Annotated in this window: 18 protein-coding genes; 15 read left to right on the top strand and 3 right to left on the bottom strand. The window is 57.8% G+C overall.

Going from position 1 to position 18,153, the window contains the following annotated elements:
* The first annotated feature begins 80 nt into the window (after window positions 1–80).
* Window positions 81–1,181, top strand: coding sequence for a branched chain amino acid ABC transporter substrate-binding protein LivJ (gene livJ / locus IM273_RS10315; RefSeq protein ID WP_193051624.1), 1,101 nt, complete (start codon window positions 81–83; stop codon window positions 1,179–1,181).
* A gap of 95 nt (window positions 1,182–1,276) precedes the next feature.
* Here livJ and panM read toward each other — a convergent pair whose 3' ends face one another.
* Window positions 1,277–1,666: an aspartate 1-decarboxylase autocleavage activator PanM gene (panM, locus tag IM273_RS10320; RefSeq protein ID WP_193051625.1), complete on the bottom strand. Its 390-nt coding sequence runs from the start codon at window positions 1,664–1,666 to the stop codon at window positions 1,277–1,279.
* Between the two features lie 424 nt (window positions 1,667–2,090).
* Between panM and livK the strand changes: the two genes are divergently transcribed.
* The 10 genes from livK to ugpQ all read left to right on the top strand — a co-directional run bounded on the left by livK (window position 2,091) and on the right by ugpQ (window position 12,133).
* Window positions 2,091–3,200, top strand: a complete 1,110-nt coding sequence (gene livK, locus IM273_RS10325) for a high-affinity branched-chain amino acid ABC transporter substrate-binding protein LivK (RefSeq protein WP_193051626.1) — start codon at window positions 2,091–2,093, stop codon at window positions 3,198–3,200.
* Window positions 3,201–3,246: 46 nt separating this feature from the next.
* Window positions 3,247–4,173 (top strand): high-affinity branched-chain amino acid ABC transporter permease LivH, encoded by a 927-nt coding sequence (livH, locus tag IM273_RS10330; protein ID WP_028015147.1) that lies wholly within the window; start codon window positions 3,247–3,249, stop codon window positions 4,171–4,173.
* Window positions 4,170–5,447, top strand: coding sequence for a high-affinity branched-chain amino acid ABC transporter permease LivM (locus IM273_RS10335; protein ID WP_045631383.1), 1,278 nt, complete (start codon window positions 4,170–4,172; stop codon window positions 5,445–5,447). The genes livH and IM273_RS10335 overlap by 4 nt, the downstream gene beginning before the upstream one ends.
* Entirely contained in the window at window positions 5,444–6,211 is a 768-nt protein-coding gene (gene livG, locus IM273_RS10340; RefSeq protein WP_028015149.1) for a high-affinity branched-chain amino acid ABC transporter ATP-binding protein LivG, read from the top strand. Before IM273_RS10335 ends, livG begins: the two co-directional genes overlap by 4 nt.
* A 1-nt stretch (window position 6,212) precedes the next feature.
* On the top strand, window positions 6,213–6,926 hold the full coding sequence (gene livF / locus IM273_RS10345) for a high-affinity branched-chain amino acid ABC transporter ATP-binding protein LivF (protein ID WP_008500102.1): 714 nt from the start codon (window positions 6,213–6,215) through the stop codon (window positions 6,924–6,926).
* 245 nt (window positions 6,927–7,171) lie between these two features.
* Window positions 7,172–8,488, top strand: a complete 1,317-nt coding sequence (gene ugpB / locus IM273_RS10350; protein ID WP_193051627.1) for a sn-glycerol-3-phosphate ABC transporter substrate-binding protein UgpB — start codon at window positions 7,172–7,174, stop codon at window positions 8,486–8,488.
* A 106-nt stretch (window positions 8,489–8,594) separates the two neighbouring features.
* Window positions 8,595–9,482 (top strand): sn-glycerol-3-phosphate ABC transporter permease UgpA, encoded by an 888-nt coding sequence (gene ugpA / locus IM273_RS10355; protein WP_023618241.1) that lies wholly within the window; start codon window positions 8,595–8,597, stop codon window positions 9,480–9,482.
* On the top strand, window positions 9,479–10,324 hold the full coding sequence (ugpE, locus tag IM273_RS10360; RefSeq protein WP_028015153.1) for a sn-glycerol-3-phosphate ABC transporter permease UgpE: 846 nt from the start codon (window positions 9,479–9,481) through the stop codon (window positions 10,322–10,324). The genes ugpA and ugpE overlap by 4 nt, the downstream gene beginning before the upstream one ends.
* Window position 10,325: 1 nt before the next feature.
* Window positions 10,326–11,396, top strand: a complete 1,071-nt coding sequence (locus IM273_RS10365; RefSeq protein WP_193051628.1) for a sn-glycerol-3-phosphate import ATP-binding protein UgpC — start codon at window positions 10,326–10,328, stop codon at window positions 11,394–11,396.
* On the top strand, window positions 11,393–12,133 hold the full coding sequence (gene ugpQ, locus IM273_RS10370) for a glycerophosphodiester phosphodiesterase (RefSeq protein WP_063155549.1): 741 nt from the start codon (window positions 11,393–11,395) through the stop codon (window positions 12,131–12,133). Before IM273_RS10365 ends, ugpQ begins: the two co-directional genes overlap by 4 nt.
* Here the strand turns inward: ugpQ and IM273_RS10375 are convergent.
* Entirely contained in the window at window positions 12,123–12,494 is a 372-nt protein-coding gene (locus IM273_RS10375) for a DUF2756 family protein (protein ID WP_045260950.1), read from the bottom strand. The genes ugpQ and IM273_RS10375 overlap by 11 nt on opposite strands.
* Before the next feature lie 123 nt (window positions 12,495–12,617).
* On the opposite strand from IM273_RS10375, the gene ggt reads away from it, so the two are divergent.
* Complete coding sequence (gene ggt / locus IM273_RS10380) at window positions 12,618–14,363, top strand: gamma-glutamyltransferase (protein WP_193051629.1); 1,746 nt, start codon at window positions 12,618–12,620, stop codon at window positions 14,361–14,363.
* Window positions 14,364–14,411: 48 nt separating this feature from the next.
* Here ggt and yhhY read toward each other — a convergent pair whose 3' ends face one another.
* Window positions 14,412–14,900, bottom strand: a complete 489-nt coding sequence (gene yhhY / locus IM273_RS10385; protein ID WP_063155548.1) for an N-acetyltransferase — start codon at window positions 14,898–14,900, stop codon at window positions 14,412–14,414.
* A 256-nt stretch (window positions 14,901–15,156) separates the two neighbouring features.
* Between yhhY and IM273_RS10390 the strand changes: the two genes are divergently transcribed.
* The 3 genes from IM273_RS10390 to gntR all read left to right on the top strand — a co-directional run bounded on the left by IM273_RS10390 (window position 15,157) and on the right by gntR (window position 18,100).
* Entirely contained in the window at window positions 15,157–16,194 is a 1,038-nt protein-coding gene (locus IM273_RS10390; RefSeq protein ID WP_193051630.1) for an oxidoreductase, read from the top strand.
* Window positions 16,195–16,317: 123 nt separating this feature from the next.
* On the top strand, window positions 16,318–17,013 hold the full coding sequence (locus IM273_RS10395; protein ID WP_003861565.1) for a pirin family protein: 696 nt from the start codon (window positions 16,318–16,320) through the stop codon (window positions 17,011–17,013).
* 91 nt (window positions 17,014–17,104) lie between these two features.
* A complete protein-coding gene (gntR, locus tag IM273_RS10400; RefSeq protein ID WP_014882133.1) occupies window positions 17,105–18,100 on the top strand; it encodes a gluconate operon transcriptional repressor GntR in 996 nt (331 codons plus the stop codon).
* The last annotated feature ends 53 nt before the right edge of the window (window positions 18,101–18,153 follow it).

The raw sequence follows: 18,153 nt of genomic DNA on the forward strand, positions 1-18,153 counted from the left end.
AGCACACCAATAACTGAAATAAAGCGCTGCACAACAACATCACAACAATCGTAATAACCATAATAATGGGGAATCTCAGGATGAACATGAAGGGTAAAGCGTTACTGGCAGGATGTATCGCGTTGGCATTCAGCACCATGGCGCAGGCAGATATTAAGGTGGCCGTGGTGGGCGCAATGTCCGGTCCGGTAGCACAGTACGGCGACCAGGAATTTACGGGCGCAGAACAGGCAGTTGCAGACATTAATGCTAAGGGCGGCATCAAGGGCGAAAAACTGCAGATCGTAAAATACGACGATGCCTGTGACCCGAAGCAAGCGGTCGCGGTGGCGAACAAAGTGGTCAACGACGGCATCAAATACGTTATCGGTCACCTGTGTTCCTCTTCTACTCAGCCCGCGTCTGACATCTACGAAGACGAAGGTATCCTGATGATCACCCCGGCTGCGACCGCACCGGAGCTGACCGCGCGCGGCTACAAGCTGACCCTGCGTACCACCGGTCTGGACTCCGATCAGGGCCCAACGGCGGCTAAGTACATTCTGGAAAAAGTGAAGCCGCAGCGTATCGCGATTGTTCACGACAAACAGCAGTATGGTGAAGGTCTGGCCCGTGCGGTGCAGGACGGTCTTAAAAAAGGCAATGCCAACGTGGTCTTCTTTGACGGGATCACCGCTGGCGAGAAAGACTTCTCCACCCTGGTGGCGCGTCTGAAGAAAGAGAATATCGATTTCGTTTACTACGGCGGCTACCACCCGGAAATGGGCCAGATCCTGCGCCAGGCGCGCGCGGCGGGTCTGAAAACCCAGTTCATGGGCCCGGAAGGCGTGGCGAACGTTTCCCTGTCTAACATCGCGGGTGAATCTGCCGAAGGTCTGCTGGTGACCAAGCCGAAGAACTACGACCAGGTGCCAGCGAACAAACCTATCGTAGATGCCATCAAGGCGAAGAAGCAGGATCCAAGCGGCGCGTTCGTCTGGACAACCTACGCAGCGCTGCAGTCTCTGCAGGCGGGTCTGAACCAGTCAGCCGATCCGGCTGAGATTACCACCTGGCTGAAAGCCAACACGGTGGAAACCGTGATGGGGCCGCTCTCCTGGGACGCAAAAGGCGATCTGAAGGGCTTTGAGTTCGGCGTGTTTGACTGGCATGCTAACGGAACGGCGACAGACGCCAAATAAACGCAAATGGCAACCGTAAGGTTGCCATTTTAGTGTTTGCACCCTCTCCCCGTGGGAGAGGGCCGGGGTGAGGGCATCATGCCGCACCGCACAATTCATTCCAAACGCTTCTCCCACCCGCTCTCCTGCGCCGTAAACCCTAACGCCTGCATAAACGCTGCCATCACGCCGCGGTCTTCCACGCCCACGTCGGCCATCCACCATGAGTTTACGTTCGGGTTTTCGCGGATCACTTCTTCAATTAAATACTGTCCCACACCGCGACGACGGGTCACGTCACGCACGCGCAGCGAGTCCAGCGCTCCCTCCGTGCCGCTCAGGGTCACGCGAACCGCGGCCAGCAGGCGCTCGTTGAAGCGCGCGGCATAAATGCAATGGTTCTCGTCGACATGCAGCGACGAAGGGGAATATTCCGGCCAGATCTTGCCCAGGTCGATATGATCCTGGTCGCTAAAGGTCACCAGACGCACGATAGTCAGTTTCATTAGCAGCTTGTCCAAATCAAATTGAGTAGAGGCAGTGTACTCAATTTATTCACTCAGCGGCTTCCTCTTTTTATTCTCATTAACCAGGTGATTAGTTTTTTAGCAATGCAATGGGCAGTGTGAAAACACATGGATCGAAAAATAAGCAGAATTTTAACCTGAATGGCAGTGATTTATTCGGCGCTTTGTACCGTTATTTTATGCTGCAAACTGCACTTTTATTTGTTTATCTCTGCCTGATTTCAGAATATTATCTTTCCTTAATCGCCTGAAAAATAGAGATTTTAGTCTGGTTTTTGACAAAAAACTGCGCTAAACCATTAAAGGCACTGGTAAAAATAGCGTTGTTCATTAAAAGTACAGAATGCTTTTTAACCATAATAAAACAAAATATAAACACGACATCACGAATGGGGATTCTGAGATGAAAAGGAACGCGAAGACATTTATCGCGGGAATGGTTGCACTGGCGATCTCGCATGCGGTCATGGCGGAAGAGATTAAAGTTGCGGTAGTCGGTGCGATGTCCGGCCCTGTTGCCCAGTGGGGTGACATGGAGTTTAACGGCGCGCGTCAGGCCATCAAAGACATCAACGCCAAAGGCGGCATCAAGGGCGACAAGCTGGTAGGCGTGGAGTATGACGACGCCTGCGATCCGAAACAGGCCGTTGCGGTCGCCAACAAAATCGTCAACGACGGGATTCAGTACGTCATCGGCCACCTCTGCTCATCCTCCACCCAGCCCGCGTCCGATATCTACGAAGACGAAGGTATTCTGATGATCACTCCGGGCGCCACCAACCCGGAGCTGACCCAGCGCGGTTACCAGCACATCATGCGTACCGCCGGTCTGGACTCCTCCCAGGGGCCAACCGCGGCCAAATACATCCTCGAGACCGTTAAGCCACAGCGTATCGCCATCATTCATGACAAGCAGCAGTACGGCGAAGGCCTGGCGCGCTCCGTGCAGGACGGCCTGAAAAAAGGCGGCGCGAACATCGTCTTCTTCGACGGCATTACCGCAGGCGAAAAAGACTTCTCCGCGCTGATCGCCCGTCTGCAAAAAGAGAACATCGACTTCGTCTACTACGGTGGCTACTACCCGGAGATGGGCCAGATGCTGCGCCAGGCGCGCGCCACCGGTCTGAAAACCCAGTTTATGGGGCCAGAGGGCGTGGGCAACGCCTCACTGTCGAACATCGCAGGGGATTCTGCCGAAGGCATGCTGGTGACGATGCCAAAACGCTATGACCAGGATCCGGCCAACAAGGCTATCGTGGATGCGCTCAAGGCGCAGAAGAAAGATCCGAGTGGTCCATACGTCTGGATCACCTACGCGGCTGTGCAGTCTCTGGCAACCGCGCTGGAGCGTACCGGCAGCAAAGAGCCGCTGGATCTGGTGAAAGATTTAAAAGCACACGGGGCGAACACCGTGATTGGGACGCTGAACTGGGATGAGAAAGGCGATCTGAAGGGATTTGAGTTTGGTGTCTTTAAGTGGCACGCCGACGGTTCGTCCTCGGTCGCCAAATAATTATCCCACCGCCCGGCTCACCGGGCGGGTATAAAAAGGTTTGCATATGTCCGAGCAGTTTCTCTACTTTTTGCAGCAGATGTTTAACGGCGTCACGCTGGGAAGCACCTACGCGCTGATCGCCATCGGCTATACGATGGTTTACGGCATTATCGGCATGATCAACTTCGCCCACGGCGAGGTGTATATGATCGGTAGCTACGTCTCCTTTATGATTATCGCCGCGCTGATGATGATGGGCATCGACAGCAGCTGGCTGCTGGTCGCCGCCGGGTTTGTTGGCGCGATCGTGATCGCCAGCGCCTACGGCTGGAGCATCGAGCGCGTGGCCTACCGGCCGGTGCGCAGCTCCAAGCGTCTTATTGCGCTGATTTCCGCGATTGGGATGTCGATCTTCCTGCAAAACTACGTCAGCCTGACCGAAGGTTCGCGCGACGTGGCGCTGCCAAGCCTGTTTAACGGCCAGTGGATTGTGGGGGCCAGCGAAAACTTCTCTGCCTCTATTACCACGATGCAACTGGTGATCTGGGTCGTGACCTTTGTCGCCATGCTCGCCCTGACCCTGTTCATCCGCTACTCCCGCATGGGACGCGCCTGCCGCGCGTGCGCTGAAGACCTGAAGATGGCGAGCCTGCTCGGCATCAACACCGACCGCGTAATCGCCCTGACCTTCGTGATTGGCGCGGCGATGGCTGCGGTGGCTGGCGTGCTGCTCGGCCAGTTTTACGGCGTAATTAACCCGTACATCGGCTTTATGGCCGGGATGAAAGCCTTCACCGCGGCGGTACTGGGCGGCATTGGCAGCATTCCGGGCGCGATGATTGGCGGCCTGATCCTGGGCGTGGCGGAAGCACTCTCCTCGGCGTACCTGAGCACCGAATATAAGGACGTGGTGTCGTTTGCCCTGCTGATTCTGGTTCTGCTGGTGATGCCTACCGGTATTCTGGGCCGTCCGGAGGTAGAGAAAGTATGAAACCGATGCATTTTGCAATGGCGCTGCTCTCTGCCGCCATGTTCTTCGTGCTGGCCAGCGTCTTTATGGGCGTCCAGCTTGAGCTGAATGGCACCAAACTCGTTGTCGATACTGCAGCTGATATTCGCTGGCAGTGGGTCTTTATCGGCACCGCCGTGGTGTTCCTGTTCCAGCTGCTGCGCCCGCTGTTCCAGAAAACGCTGAAAAATGTCTCCGGACCGAAATTCGTCTTGCCGGCGATCGACGGTACAACGGTAAAACAGAAGCTGTTCCTCGTGGCGCTGCTGGTGGCTGCCGTGGCGTGGCCGTTTATGGTGTCGCGCGGCACGGTGGACATCGCCACCCTGACCATGATTTATGTGATTCTCGGCCTCGGTCTGAACGTGGTGGTGGGGCTGTCCGGCCTGCTGGTGCTGGGCTACGGCGGTTTCTACGCTATCGGCGCGTACACCTTCGCGCTGCTGAACCACTATTACGGCCTGGGCTTCTGGACCTGCCTGCCGCTGGCGGGGCTGGTCTCTGCCGCCGCAGGCTTCCTGCTCGGCTTCCCGGTGCTGCGCCTGCGCGGTGACTACCTGGCGATTGTGACCTTAGGCTTCGGTGAAATCGTCCGTATCCTGCTGCTCAACAACACCGAAGTGACCGGCGGCCCGAACGGCATCAGCCAGATCCCAAAACCGACCTTCTTTGGCCTGGAGTTCAGCCGTACCGCCCGCGAAGGCGGCTGGGATACCTTCAGCAACTTCTTTGGCATCAAATATGATCCATCTGACCGCGTGATCTGGCTCTACCTGGTGGCGCTGCTGCTGGTGGTCATCACCCTGTTCGTGATCAACCGCCTGCTGCGCATGCCGCTGGGCCGAGCGTGGGAAGCGCTGCGCGAAGATGAGATCGCCTGCCGCTCTCTGGGCCTGAACCCGACCCGCATCAAGCTGACCGCGTTCACCATCAGCGCCGCGTTTGCCGGTTTCGCCGGCACGCTGTTCGCCGCGCGTCAGGGCTTCGTCAGCCCCGAGTCGTTCACCTTTGCCGAATCGGCCTTTGTGCTGGCGATTGTGGTACTCGGTGGGATGGGCTCGCAGTTCGCCGTTATCCTCGCGGCCATCCTGCTGGTGGTCTCTCGCGAGTTGATGCGCGACTTTAACGAATACAGCATGCTGATGCTGGGTGGTTTGATGGTGCTGATGATGATCTGGCGTCCGCAGGGTCTGCTGCCGATGACGCGTCCACAGCTGAAGCTTAAGAATGTGGAAGCGAAAGGAGAGCAGGCATGAGTCAGCCATTATTATCCGTAAACGGTCTGATGATGCGTTTTGGCGGCCTGCTGGCGGTCAACAACGTGAACCTGGACCTGCATAAAAAAGAGATCGTCTCCCTGATTGGCCCGAACGGCGCGGGGAAAACCACGGTCTTTAACTGCCTGACCGGCTTCTACAAGCCGACGGGCGGCACCATCATGCTGCGCGACCAGCACCTGGAAGGGCTGCCGGGCCAGCAGATTGCCCGCATGGGCGTGGTGCGTACCTTCCAGCACGTGCGTTTGTTCCGCGAGATGACGGTGATTGAGAACCTGCTGGTGGCACAGCATCAGCAGCTGAAAACCGGCCTGTTCTCCGGCCTGCTGAAAACCCCGGCCTTCCGCCGCGCGCAGGAGGAGGCGCTCGATCGCGCCGCCACCTGGCTCGACCGTATCGGCCTGCTGCAGCACGCCAACCGTCAGGCGAGCAACCTGGCCTATGGCGACCAGCGTCGACTGGAGATCGTGCGCTGCATGGTGACCCAGCCGGAGATCCTGATGCTCGACGAACCGGCAGCGGGCCTCAACCCGAAAGAGACCAAAGAGCTGGACGAGCTGATTGCCGAGTTGCGCGATCATCACGACACCACCATCCTGCTGATTGAGCACGACATGAAGCTGGTGATGGGTATTTCGGACCGTATCTACGTGGTAAACCAGGGCACGCCGCTGGCAAACGGCACGCCGGAAGAGATCCGCAACAACCCGGACGTGATCCGCGCATACCTTGGTGAGGCATAAGATGGAAAAAGCGATGTTAACGTTCGACAAGGTCAATGCGCACTACGGCAAGATCCAGGCGCTGCACGACGTCAGCCTGCACATCAATCAGGGTGAAATCGTTACCCTGATTGGCGCCAACGGCGCGGGTAAAACCACGCTGCTCGGCACCCTGTGCGGCGACCCGCGCGCCACCAGCGGGCGGATTGTGTTCGATGGTAAGGACATTACCGACTGGCAGACGGCCAGAATCATGCGTGAGGCGGTGGCGATTGTCCCGGAAGGGCGTCGCGTCTTCTCGCGTATGACGGTGGAAGAGAACCTGGCGATGGGCGGTTTCTTCGCCCATCGCGATGAATACCAGACCCGCATCAAGTGGGTGTACGAACTCTTCCCGCGCCTGTGGGAGCGTCGCATTCAGCGTGCGGGAACCATGTCCGGCGGTGAACAGCAGATGCTGGCAATTGGCCGCGCGCTGATGAGCCAGCCGCGTCTCCTGCTGCTGGACGAGCCGTCGCTCGGTCTTGCGCCGATCATCATCCAGCAGATATTCGACACCATCGAGCAGTTGCGTAAAGAGGGGATGACCATCTTCCTCGTCGAGCAGAACGCCAACCAGGCGCTGAAGCTCGCTGACCGTGGCTACGTGCTGGAGAACGGCCGCGTGGTGCTGGAAGACACCGGCGATGCGCTGCTGGCGAACGAAGCGGTGCGGAGCGCTTACCTGGGCGGCTGAGCCGTCTGTATCGCCCGGTGGCGCTGCGCTTACCGGGCCTACAGGGATCGAGTAGGCCGGGTAAGGCGTAGCCGCCACCCGGCTTTTTCACATAAACCCCCTTCACACAACCATCATCCCCCTGACCCTTTACTGTCACTTATCTGTAAACAAACAGTTATTTTTCTGTCATTCGAGCATGTCATGTTACCTCGCGAGCATAAAACGCGTGATATCGCGCATCCGGCACAATAAGAGAGATGACAATGACATCGTTACGACACACAGCTTTGGGTCTGGCACTGGGTCTGGCTTTTGCGACGAACGCAATGGCTGTGACCACCATTCCGTTCTGGCATTCCATGGAAGGGGAGTTGGGTAAAGAAGTTGACTCCCTGGCGCAGCGTTTCAACGACACCCATCCGGATTACAAAATTGTGCCGGTGTACAAAGGTAACTACGAGCAGAGCCTGAGCGCGGGCATCGCCGCCTTCCGTACCGGCAACGCGCCTGCACTGTTACAGGTGTATGAAGTGGGCACCGCCACCATGATGGCCTCCAAAGCCATCAAGCCGGTCTATGAAGTGTTCAAAGAAGCGGGTATCAACTTCGATGAATCCCAGTTCGTGCCGACCGTAGCGGGTTACTACACCGATTCCAAAACCGGTCACCTGCTGTCCCAGCCGTTTAACAGCTCCACGCCAGTGCTGTACTACAACAAAGACGCCTTCAAAAAAGCCGGTTTAGATCCGGAGCAGCAGCCAAAAACCTGGCAGGACCTGGCCGAATACACCGCGAAGCTGAAAGCGGCGGGGATGAAGTGCGGCTACGCCAGCGGCTGGCAGGGCTGGATCCAGATTGAAAACTTCAGCGCCTGGCACGGCCTGCCGGTTGCCACCAAAAACAATGGCTTCGACGGCACCGACGCGGTACTGGAGTTCAACAAGCCGGAGCAGGTGAAGCACATTGCGCTGCTTGCCGATCTGAACAAGAAGGGCGACTTCAGCTACTTCGGGCGGAAAGACGAATCCACCGAGAAGTTCTACAACGGCGACTGCGCCATTACCACCGCCTCGTCCGGCTCGCTGGCGGATATTCGTCACTACGCCAAATTCAACTACGGCGTGGGCATGATGCCGTACGACGCTGACGTGAAGGGCGCGCCGCAGAACGCCATCATCGGCGGGGCGAGCCTGTGGGTGATGCAGGGTAAAGATAAGGGCACCTACAAAGGCGTCGCCGAGTTCCTGGATTTCCTGGCGAATCCGGAAAACGCTGCTGAATGGCACCAGAAGACCGGCTACCTGCCGATCACCAAAGCCGCGTATGACCTGACCCGCGAGCAGGGCTTCTACAGCAAAAACCCGGGCGCGGACATCGCGACGCGTCAGATGCTGAACAAGCCGCCATTGCCGTTTACTAAAGGCCTGCGTCTGGGCAACATGCCGCAGATCCGCACCATCGTGGATGAAGAGCTGGAAAGCGTGTGGACCGGGAAGAAAACGCCACAGCAGGCGCTGGATTCCGCAGTAGAGCGCGGGAATCAGCTGCTGCGCCGCTTTGAGCAGTCGACGAAATCGTAATCTGTGATTCGCCCGGTGGCGCTGCGCTTACCGGGCCTACGACGTGCCCCATCCAGGCCGGGTAAGGCGCAGCCGCCACCCGGCATTGTTCAGGAACCCAATCTCCATGTCCTCATCCCGTCCGGTGTTTCGCTCCCGCTGGCTGCCGTACCTGTTGGTCGCGCCTCAGCTGGTCATCACCGTTATCTTCTTTATCTGGCCTGCGGGCGAAGCGCTGTGGTACTCGGTACAAAGCGTCGATCCGTTCGGGCTCTCCAGCCAGTTCGTCGGGCTGGACAACTTTACCGCGCTATTCCATGACAGCTACTACCTGGACTCCTTCTGGACGACGATGAAATTCAGCGCGCTAGTGACCGTGAGCGGCCTTGTTGCCTCGCTGTTTTTCGCCGCGCTGGTGGATTACGTGGTGCGCGGCAGCCGCCTGTATCAGACCCTGATGCTGCTGCCTTACGCCGTGGCCCCCGCCGTTGCCGCTGTGCTGTGGATCTTCCTGTTTAACCCCGGACGCGGGCTGATTACTCACTTCCTGGCAGAGTTCGGCTACGACTGGAACCACGCCCAGAACAGCGGTCAGGCGATGTTCCTGGTGGTGTTCGCCTCGGTGTGGAAGCAGATCAGCTATAACTTCCTGTTTTTCTTTGCCGCGCTGCAGTCCATCCCGCGTTCGCTGGTGGAGGCCGCCGCGATTGACGGCGCAGGGCCGATTCGTCGCTTCTTCAGACTGTCCCTGCCGTTGATTGCCCCGGTGAGCTTTTTCCTGCTGGTGGTTAACCTCGTGTACGCTTTCTTCGACACCTTCCCGGTGATCGACGCCGCCACCGCGGGCGGCCCGGTCCAGGCGACCACCACGCTGATTTACAAAATCTACCGTGAAGGCTTCGCCGGGCTGGATCTCTCGGCCTCCGCCGCGCAGTCGGTGGTGCTGATGTTCCTCGTCATCATCCTCACGGTGGTGCAGTTCCGCTATGTTGAAAGTAAGGTGCGCTACCAATGATTGAGAACCGTCGCGGGCTGACGATTTTCAGCCACACCATGCTGATTTTAGGGATTATCGTCATCCTGTTCCCGCTGTACGTGGCCTTTGTCGCCGCCACGCTGGACACTAAAGCGGTGTTCGACACGCCGATGACGCTGATCCCGGGCGGGCATCTTTTCGAGAACATGAAAACCATCTGGACCCAGGGCGTGGGCGCCAACAGCGCGCCGTTCTGGCTGATGATGCTCAACAGCTTCATCATGGCGTTCGGCATTACGGTTGGCAAAATTACGGTGTCGATGCTCTCGGCCTTCGCCATTGTCTGGTTTCGCTTTCCGCTGCGTAACCTCTTCTTCTGGATGATTTTCATCACCCTGATGCTGCCGGTGGAGGTGCGTATCTTCCCGACGGTGGAGGTGATTGCCAACCTGAAGATGCTGGACAGCTACGCGGGCTTAACCCTGCCGCTGATGGCCTCGGCGACCGCCACCTTCCTGTTCCGCCAGTTCTTTATGACCCTGCCGGACGAGCTGATTGAGGCCGCGCGCATCGACGGCGCCTCCCCGATGCGCTTCTTCCGCGACATCGTGCTGCCGCTGTCGAAAACCAACCTTGCGGCGCTGTTTGTGATCACCTTTATCTACGGCTGGAACCAGTACCTGTGGCCGCTGCTGATTATTCAGGACGTCAACCTCGGCACCGCCGTGGCGGGCATCAAAGGCATGATTGCCACCGGTGAAGGCACCACCCTCTGGAACCAGGTGATGGCGGCGATGCTGCTCACCCTAATCCCACCCGTAGTCATTGTTTTAGCCATGCAGCGCGCGTTTGTCCGCGGCCTGGTCGATAGCGAGAAATAAGATGGCAGGTTTAAAACTTCAGGCAGTTACCAAAAGCTGGGACGGTAAAACCCAGGTCATTCAGCCGCTGACGCTCGACGTGGCGGACGGCGAATTTATCGTGATGGTCGGCCCGTCCGGCTGCGGGAAGTCCACGCTGCTGCGCATGGTGGCGGGGCTGGAGCGCGTAACCTCGGGGGACATCTGGATTGACCGTCAGCGCGTCACCGAGATGGAGCCGAAAGACAGGGGCATCGCGATGGTGTTCCAGAACTACGCCCTCTATCCGCACATGAGCGTGGAGGAGAACATGGCCTGGGGGCTGAAAATCCGCGGTATGGGCAAAGGCCATATCGAGGAGCGCGTGAAAGAAGCCGCCCGCATTCTTGAGCTGGACGGCCTGCTCAAGCGCCGCCCGCGCGAGCTCTCCGGCGGCCAGCGCCAGCGCGTGGCGATGGGGCGCGCCATCGTGCGCGACCCGGCGGTATTCCTGTTCGACGAGCCGCTGTCTAACCTCGACGCCAAGCTGCGCGTGCAGATGCGCCTTGAGCTGCAGCAGCTGCACCGTCGTCTGAAAACCACGTCACTGTACGTGACCCACGATCAGGTCGAAGCCATGACTCTTGCCCAGCGCGTAATGGTGATGAACAAAGGCATTGCCGAGCAGATTGGCACCCCGGTGGAAGTGTACGAAAAACCGGCCACCCGCTTTGTGGCGAGCTTTATCGGCAGCCCGGCGATGAACCTGCTGGAAGGGCGCATCAGCAGCGCGGGCACCCACTTTGAACTGGAAAGCGGGATGGCGCTGCCGATCAACTGGTACTATCGTGGCTACGCCGGGCGTAAGATGACGCTCGGTATCCGTCCCGAGCATATTGGTTTAACCTCTCAGGCGGACGGCGGCGTGCCGCTGGTGATGGACACGCTGGAGATGTTGGGTGCAGATAACCTGGCGCATGGGCGCTGGGGCGAGCAAAAAATGGTGGTGCGCCTGGCGCATCAGGAGCGCCCGAAAGCGGGCAGCACGCTGTGGCTCCACCTGCCGGAAAACCATCTGCACCTTTTTGACGGTGAAACAGGACAACGAGTATGAGCAACTGGCCTTACCCCCACATCGTCGCCCACCGTGGCGGCGGTAAGCTGGCCCCGGAAAACACCCTGGCGGCGATCGATGTCGGCGCGCGCTACGGCCACACGATGATCGAGTTCGACGCCAAGCTGTCGAAGGACGGCGAAATTTTCCTGCTGCATGACGACAATCTTGAACGCACCAGCAACGGCTGGGGCGTGGCGGGTGAACTGCCGTGGCGCGATCTGCTGAAGGTGGACGCCGGAAGCTGGTATAGCGGCGAGTTCAAAGGCGAACCGCTGCCCCTGCTGGCGGAAGTGGCCGATCGCTGTCGCCAGCACGGCATGATGGCGAACATCGAAATCAAACCGACCACCGGCACCGGGCCGCTGACGGGCAAAGTGATTGCCCTTGCCGCGCGCGAGCTGTGGGAAGGCATGACCGCGCCGCTGCTGTCGTCGTTTGACATCGACGCGCTGGAGGCCGCACAGGCAGCTGTACCTGAGCTGCCGCGCGGGCTGCTGCTGGACGAGTGGCGTGAGGACTGGCGTGAACTGACGGGCCGCTTAGGCTGCGTCTCGATCCATCTGAACCACAAGCTGCTGGATGAGGCGCGGGTGAAAATGCTGAAAGACGCGGGTCTGCATATTCTGGTCTACACCGTTAACAAACCCCAGCGCGCAGCCGAGCTGCTGCGCTGGGGCGTGGACAGTATCTGTACCGATGCGATTGACCAGATCGGCCCGAAATTTATTTATTGAGCATACTGCCGTTCTGCTGGGTCGGCAGCATATGCTGCTGACCGCTGCTTTGCGACATCCCGCCCCCTAACATCCCGCCGTTTTTATTTGGCAGCGGCTGCTCGCGCACCTGTCCCTGCTGCACGCGCTGGGTGTTGGCGTTCATCTGGTTTTGCAGGCTCTGCTGCTGCATCTGGGTCTGCGTTCTCAGCTGCTGATTGAGCATCCCTTTCTGCTGCTGTTGCTGGCTCATCATCTCGGTCTGCATACGCTGCTGGCTCGGGATGACATAACCCTGCTGGTTCGGATTGTTCATGGTGTTGAGTGGCTGTGCGAGCGCGGCAAACGGGATCAGCGCCGCAATAATCATCAAGCGTTTCATTGTCATTTCCTCCTCTTGAGGTCTCTCTTAAGTTTACCCTGATTTCACCATGACGATGATTTTTTAGGAGTTGTGAACCAGGCTTAAGCGGGGAATATGGATCCCTTCACCTGGAGAACAATAATGATGAAACCAACCTTCTTGCGCTGGGTCGCCATCGCCGCGCTGATGGCAGGCGGCACATTTACCGTGGCGGCCAACCCGCCCGCCGCTCCTCCCGTCTCTTACGGCGTGGAGGAGGATGTTTTTCACCCCGTGCGGGCCACGCACGGCATGGTGGCCTCGGTTGACGCGCTGGCGACCCAAGTGGGCGTCGATATTCTTAAGCAGGGCGGTAACGCGGTGGATGCAGCGGTCGCCGTCGGCTATGCGCTGGCGGTAACGCATCCGCAGGCGGGGAATCTGGGCGGCGGCGGCTTTATGATGCTGCGCACCAGAGACGGCAAAACCACGGCCATCGACTTCCGCGAAATGGCGCCTTCTCAGGCGTCCCGCGATATGTTCCTCGACGACCAGGGTAACCCTGACAGCAAAAAATCCCTGACCTCGCATCTCGCGTCCGGCACGCCGGGCACCGTTGCGGGCTTCTCGCTGGCGCTTGAAAAATACGGCACGATGCCGCTGAACAAGGTGGTGCAGCCTGCCATCAGGCTGGCGCGGGAGGGATTTGTGGTCAATGACGCCCTGGCGGACGACCTCAAGACCTACGGCAGTGAAGTCATTCCCAATCACGAAAACAGCAAGGCGATTTTCTGGAAGGACGGCGAGCCGCTGAAGAAGGGCGATAAGCTGGTGCAGAAGAATCTCGCCAAAAGCCTGGAGCTGATTGCGGAGCACGGCCCGGACGCGTTCTACAAAGGGGCGATTGCCGACCAGATTGCGGAAGAGATGCAGAAGAACGGGGGGCTTATCACCAAAGCGGACCTGGCGGAATACAGGGCGGTGGAGCGCGAGCCGATTAGCGGCACCTACCGCGGCTACGAGGTCTTCTCCATGCCGCCGCCGTCTTCCGGGGGCATTCACATCGTGCAGATCCTCAATATTCTTGAAAACTTTGATATGCACAAGTTCGGCTTCGGCAGCGCGGATGCCATGCAGGTGATGGCGGAGGCGGAAAAACGCGCCTATGCCGACCGCTCGGAATATCTCGGCGATCCGGACTTCGTGAAGGTGCCGTGGCAGGCGCTGACCAACAAGGCGTATGCAAAATCCATTGCCGATCAGATCGACATCAACAAGGCTAAGCCGTCGAGCGAGATCCGCCCCGGCAAGCTGGCGCCGTATGAAAGCAACCAGACGACGCACTTCTCGGTGGTGGATAAAGACGGCAATGCGGTGGCGGTGACCTACACGCTCAACACTACCTTTGGTACCGGGATCGTAGCGGGCAACAGCGGCATTCTGCTGAACAACGAGATGGATGACTTCTCCGCCAAGCCGGGCGTGCCAAACGTCTACGGGCTGGTCGGCGGCGATGCGAATGCGGTGGGGCCGAAGAAGCGTCCGCTGTCGTCCATGTCGCCAACCATCGTGGTGAAAGACGGGAAAACCTGGCTGGTGACCGGCAGCCCTGGCGGGAGCCGCATCATAACTACCGTGCTACAGATGGTGGTGAACAGCATCGACTTTGGCATGAACGTCGCCGAGGCGACCAATGCGCCGCGTTTCCATCATCAGTGGCTGCCGGACGAGCTGCGCGTGGAGAAGGGCTTTAGCCCGGACACCATCAAGCTGCTGGAGCAGCGCGGACAGAAGGTGGCTGTGAAAGAGGCGATGGGCAGCACCCAGAGCATTATGGTGGGGCCAGACGGCGCGCTGTTTGGCGCGTCGGATCCGCGTTCGGTGGATGATTTGACGGCGGGGTATTGATTATTCCCCTCACTCTAACCCTCTCCCCATAGGGGAGAGGGGAGTGTGTCACTTCATTCTCGCCATGAAGTACGCGTCCACATATTCGCCGTTGCGCAGGGCGTAGCGCTTGCCGGTGCCTTCAATTACGAACCCGTGCTTTTTGTACACCGCGATTGCCGGTTCGTTATCAACAAATACCGTTAACTCAATGCGATCGACGCGCAGCCAGTTGTCGCACATATCAATCATGGTTCGCATCAGCGCGCTGGCAACGCCCCGATTTTGCCATTGCGCACCCACACAAATACCGAAATCGGCAACGTGGCTGCGACGCGGGCGTTGTGCGACGGCAATGCACAGGTGCCCGGCGACGGTCCCGTCGATACAAGCCACCAGCTGTTTAATGCCGGGCTGATCGGTTAGCCGGTCATGCCACATCTGCTCTGAGGGATGAGGAACCTGTAGCGTGTTGTGGTACACCTCCGGCTGGGCGTGGATCTGACGAATGGCATCGTAATCTCTCGGTTCAGCGTGGCGTATCACTATCTCACTCATTCCTTGTTCCTCAGTCGGTTAAAAGTCCCCTCCAACATCAATGACTTTAAAATTTGAGTCAACCGCTATTTTTTGCAAAAAGTATTGGACAAGTGCGAATGAGAATGATTATTATTGCTTTGCATTCAGGAGGACCCCTACGGGAACCTGAAAGCACGACATTGCTCACATTGCTTCCAGTATTACTTTAGCCAGCTTCTCGCTGGCTTTTTTTTTGTTATGGTTAGATTCAGTAACCTTCCAAAAGGACTGAGCCATGACACTACATTGCGCATTTATTGGATTTGGCAAAAGCACCACGCGTTACCACCTTCCGTATGTCCTCCACCGTAAAGACACCTGGCATGTGGCCCATATTTACCGCCGCCGCGCGAAGCCGGAAGAGCAATCCCTGCAGTACTCCCACATTCACTTCACCAGCGATCTCGATGAAGTATTGAATGACCCGCAGGTAAAGCTGGTGGTTGTCTGCACCCACGCCGACAGCCATTTTGACTATGCGAAACGCGCGCTCGAAGCGGGCAAGAACGTGCTGGTGGAAAAGCCGTTCACCCCGACCATTGCCGAAGCGAAAGCGCTGTTTACGCTGGCGAAAAACAAAGGGCTGACCGTCACACCGTATCAGAACCGTCGCTTTGACAGCTGTTTTCTGACGGCGAAAAAGGCGATTGAGAGCGGCAAGCTTGGCGACATTGTGGAAATCGAAAGCCACTTCGATTACTACCGCCCGGTGGCGGAAACCCAGCCCGGCCTGCCGCAGGACGGCTCGTTCTATGGTCTGGGCGTACACACCATGGACCAGATCATCTCCCTGTTTGGCCGCCCGGACCACGTGGCTTACGACATTCGCAGCCTGCGCAATAAAGCCAACCCGGACGACACCTTCGAGGCGCAGCTGTTCTACGGCGACCTTAAGGCTATCGTTAAAACCAGTCATCTGGTGAAAATCGACTACCCGAAATTTATCGTTCATGGCACCAAAGGCTCGTTCATTAAGTACGGCATTGACCAGCAGGAGACCAGCCTGAAGGCCAACATCATGCCGGGCGAACCGGGCTTTGCGGCGGACGATTCCGTGGGCGTGCTGGAGTATGTGAACGATGAGGGGGTGACGGTCAAAGAAGAGCTGAAACCGGAAACCGGCGACTATGGCCGCGTCTACGATGCACTGTATGAAACCCTTACCAGCGGCGCGCCGAATTACGTCAAGGAATCTGACGTTCTGACCAACCTTGAAATCCTTGAGCGGGCCTTCGAGCAGGCTTCTCCTGCCACGGTAACCCTCGCGAAATAAGCAAAAACGGCTCCTCTGGGCTTGTTCATAATTTTTGAACAGAGGAGTCAATTTTCACCCTCTATGATCCCCGACCGTTTGAGTCCACACTTACTCCATCGAAACGAACTGAGGGTGAAAACAATGATCTACTTACGCAAAGCAAACGAACGCGGTCACGCAAATCATGGCTGGCTGGACTCATGGCATTCATTCTCGTTTGCCGACTACTACGACCCGAACTTCATGGGTTTCTCCGCGCTGCGCGTGATTAACGACGACGTGATTGATGCAGGCCAGGGCTTCGGTACCCACCCGCACAAAGACATGGAAATCCTGACTTATGTGCTGGAAGGGGCGGTTGAGCACCAGGACAGCATGGGCAACAAAGAGCAGGTGCCGGCGGGCGAGTTCCAGATTATGAGCGCGGGTACCGGGGTGCGTCACTCTGAGTACAACCCGAGCAAAACGGAAAAACTGCACCTGTATCAAATCTGGATCATTCCAGAAGAGACCGGCATCACGCCACGCTACGAGCAGCGCCGCTTCGACGCGAAACAGGGCAAACAGCTGGTGCTGTCCCCGGACGCGCGTGAAGGTTCCCTGAAAGTGCATCAGGATATGGAGCTGTACCGCTGGGCGCTGGCGAAAGACGAGCAGTCCGTGCACCAGATTGCCGCCAACCGCCGCGTGTGGATCCAGGTTGTGAAAGGGGAAGTGTCTATCAACGGCACCAAAGCCACCACCGCCGATGGTCTGGCCGTCTGGGATGAGCAGGCGCTCTCCGTGCACGCCGACAGCGAAAGCGAAATCCTGCTGTTTGACCTGCCTCCGGTCTAAATAATTTCTCAACCTTCCCTTTAAACGGGGAAGGTTGAGCTTTGTCCGTGATAAACTGAGCAAATCTCTCACTTCAAGATTTCTCAGGACGATGAAAAAGAAACGCCCCGTACTTCAGGATGTCGCCGATCGCGTCGGTGTGACCAAAATGACGGTCAGCCGTTTTTTACGTAACCCGGAACAGGTTTCCGTGGCGTTGCGTGGCAAGATTGCCGCCGCCCTTGATGAACTGGGTTATATTCCCAACCGCGCACCCGATATTCTCTCCAATGCGACCAGCCGTGCGGTGGGCGTTCTGCTTCCTTCCCTGACCAACCAGGTTTTCGCTGAAGTTCTGCGCGGCATTGAAAGCGTCACCGATGCGTTTGGCTACCAGACCATGCTCGCTCACTATGGGTACAAGCCGGAACTGGAAGAGGAACGTCTTGAATCAATGCTTTCCTGGAACATTGACGGCCTGATTTTAACCGAACGTACCCACACTGCCCGCACGCTCAAAATGATTGAAGTCGCCGGTATTCCGGTGGTGGAACTCATGGACAGCCAGTCGCCATGCCTCGACATCGCCGTTGGGTTCGATAACTTTGAAGCGGCTCGTCAGATGACAGCGGCGATCATCGCCCGCGGTCATCGTCATATTGCCTATCTGGGTGCGCGTCTTGATGAACGTACTATCATCAAACAGAAGGGATACGAGCAGGCGATGCTCGACGCAAATTTAACCCCGTACAGCGTGATGGTGGAGCAGTCCTCATCTTACACCTCGGGTATTGAGCTGATGCGTCAGGCACGACGCGAGTATCCGCAACTGGACGGTATTTTCTGTACCAACGATGACCTTGCGGTCGGTGCAGCGTTCGAATGCCAGCGTCTGGGGTTGAAGATCCCTGAGGATATGGCGATTGCCGGCTTCCACGGCCACGACATTGGTCAGGTGATGGAGCCGCGTCTGGCGAGCGTTCTGACACCGCGTGAACGCATGGGCCGCATTGGTGCAGAACGCCTGCTGGCGCGCATTCGTGGAGAGACGGTTACCCCTAAAATGTTAGATTTAGGTTTCACCTTGTCACCGGGTGGATCTATTTGAACTGACAAATTTGAAGTAGCTCACACTTATTCACTTCGCGCACGTTTGGATAT

The organism is Enterobacter cloacae complex sp. P13B (assembly GCF_014895915.1).
Classification (GTDB): Bacteria; Pseudomonadota; Gammaproteobacteria; order Enterobacterales; family Enterobacteriaceae; genus Enterobacter; species Enterobacter bugandensis.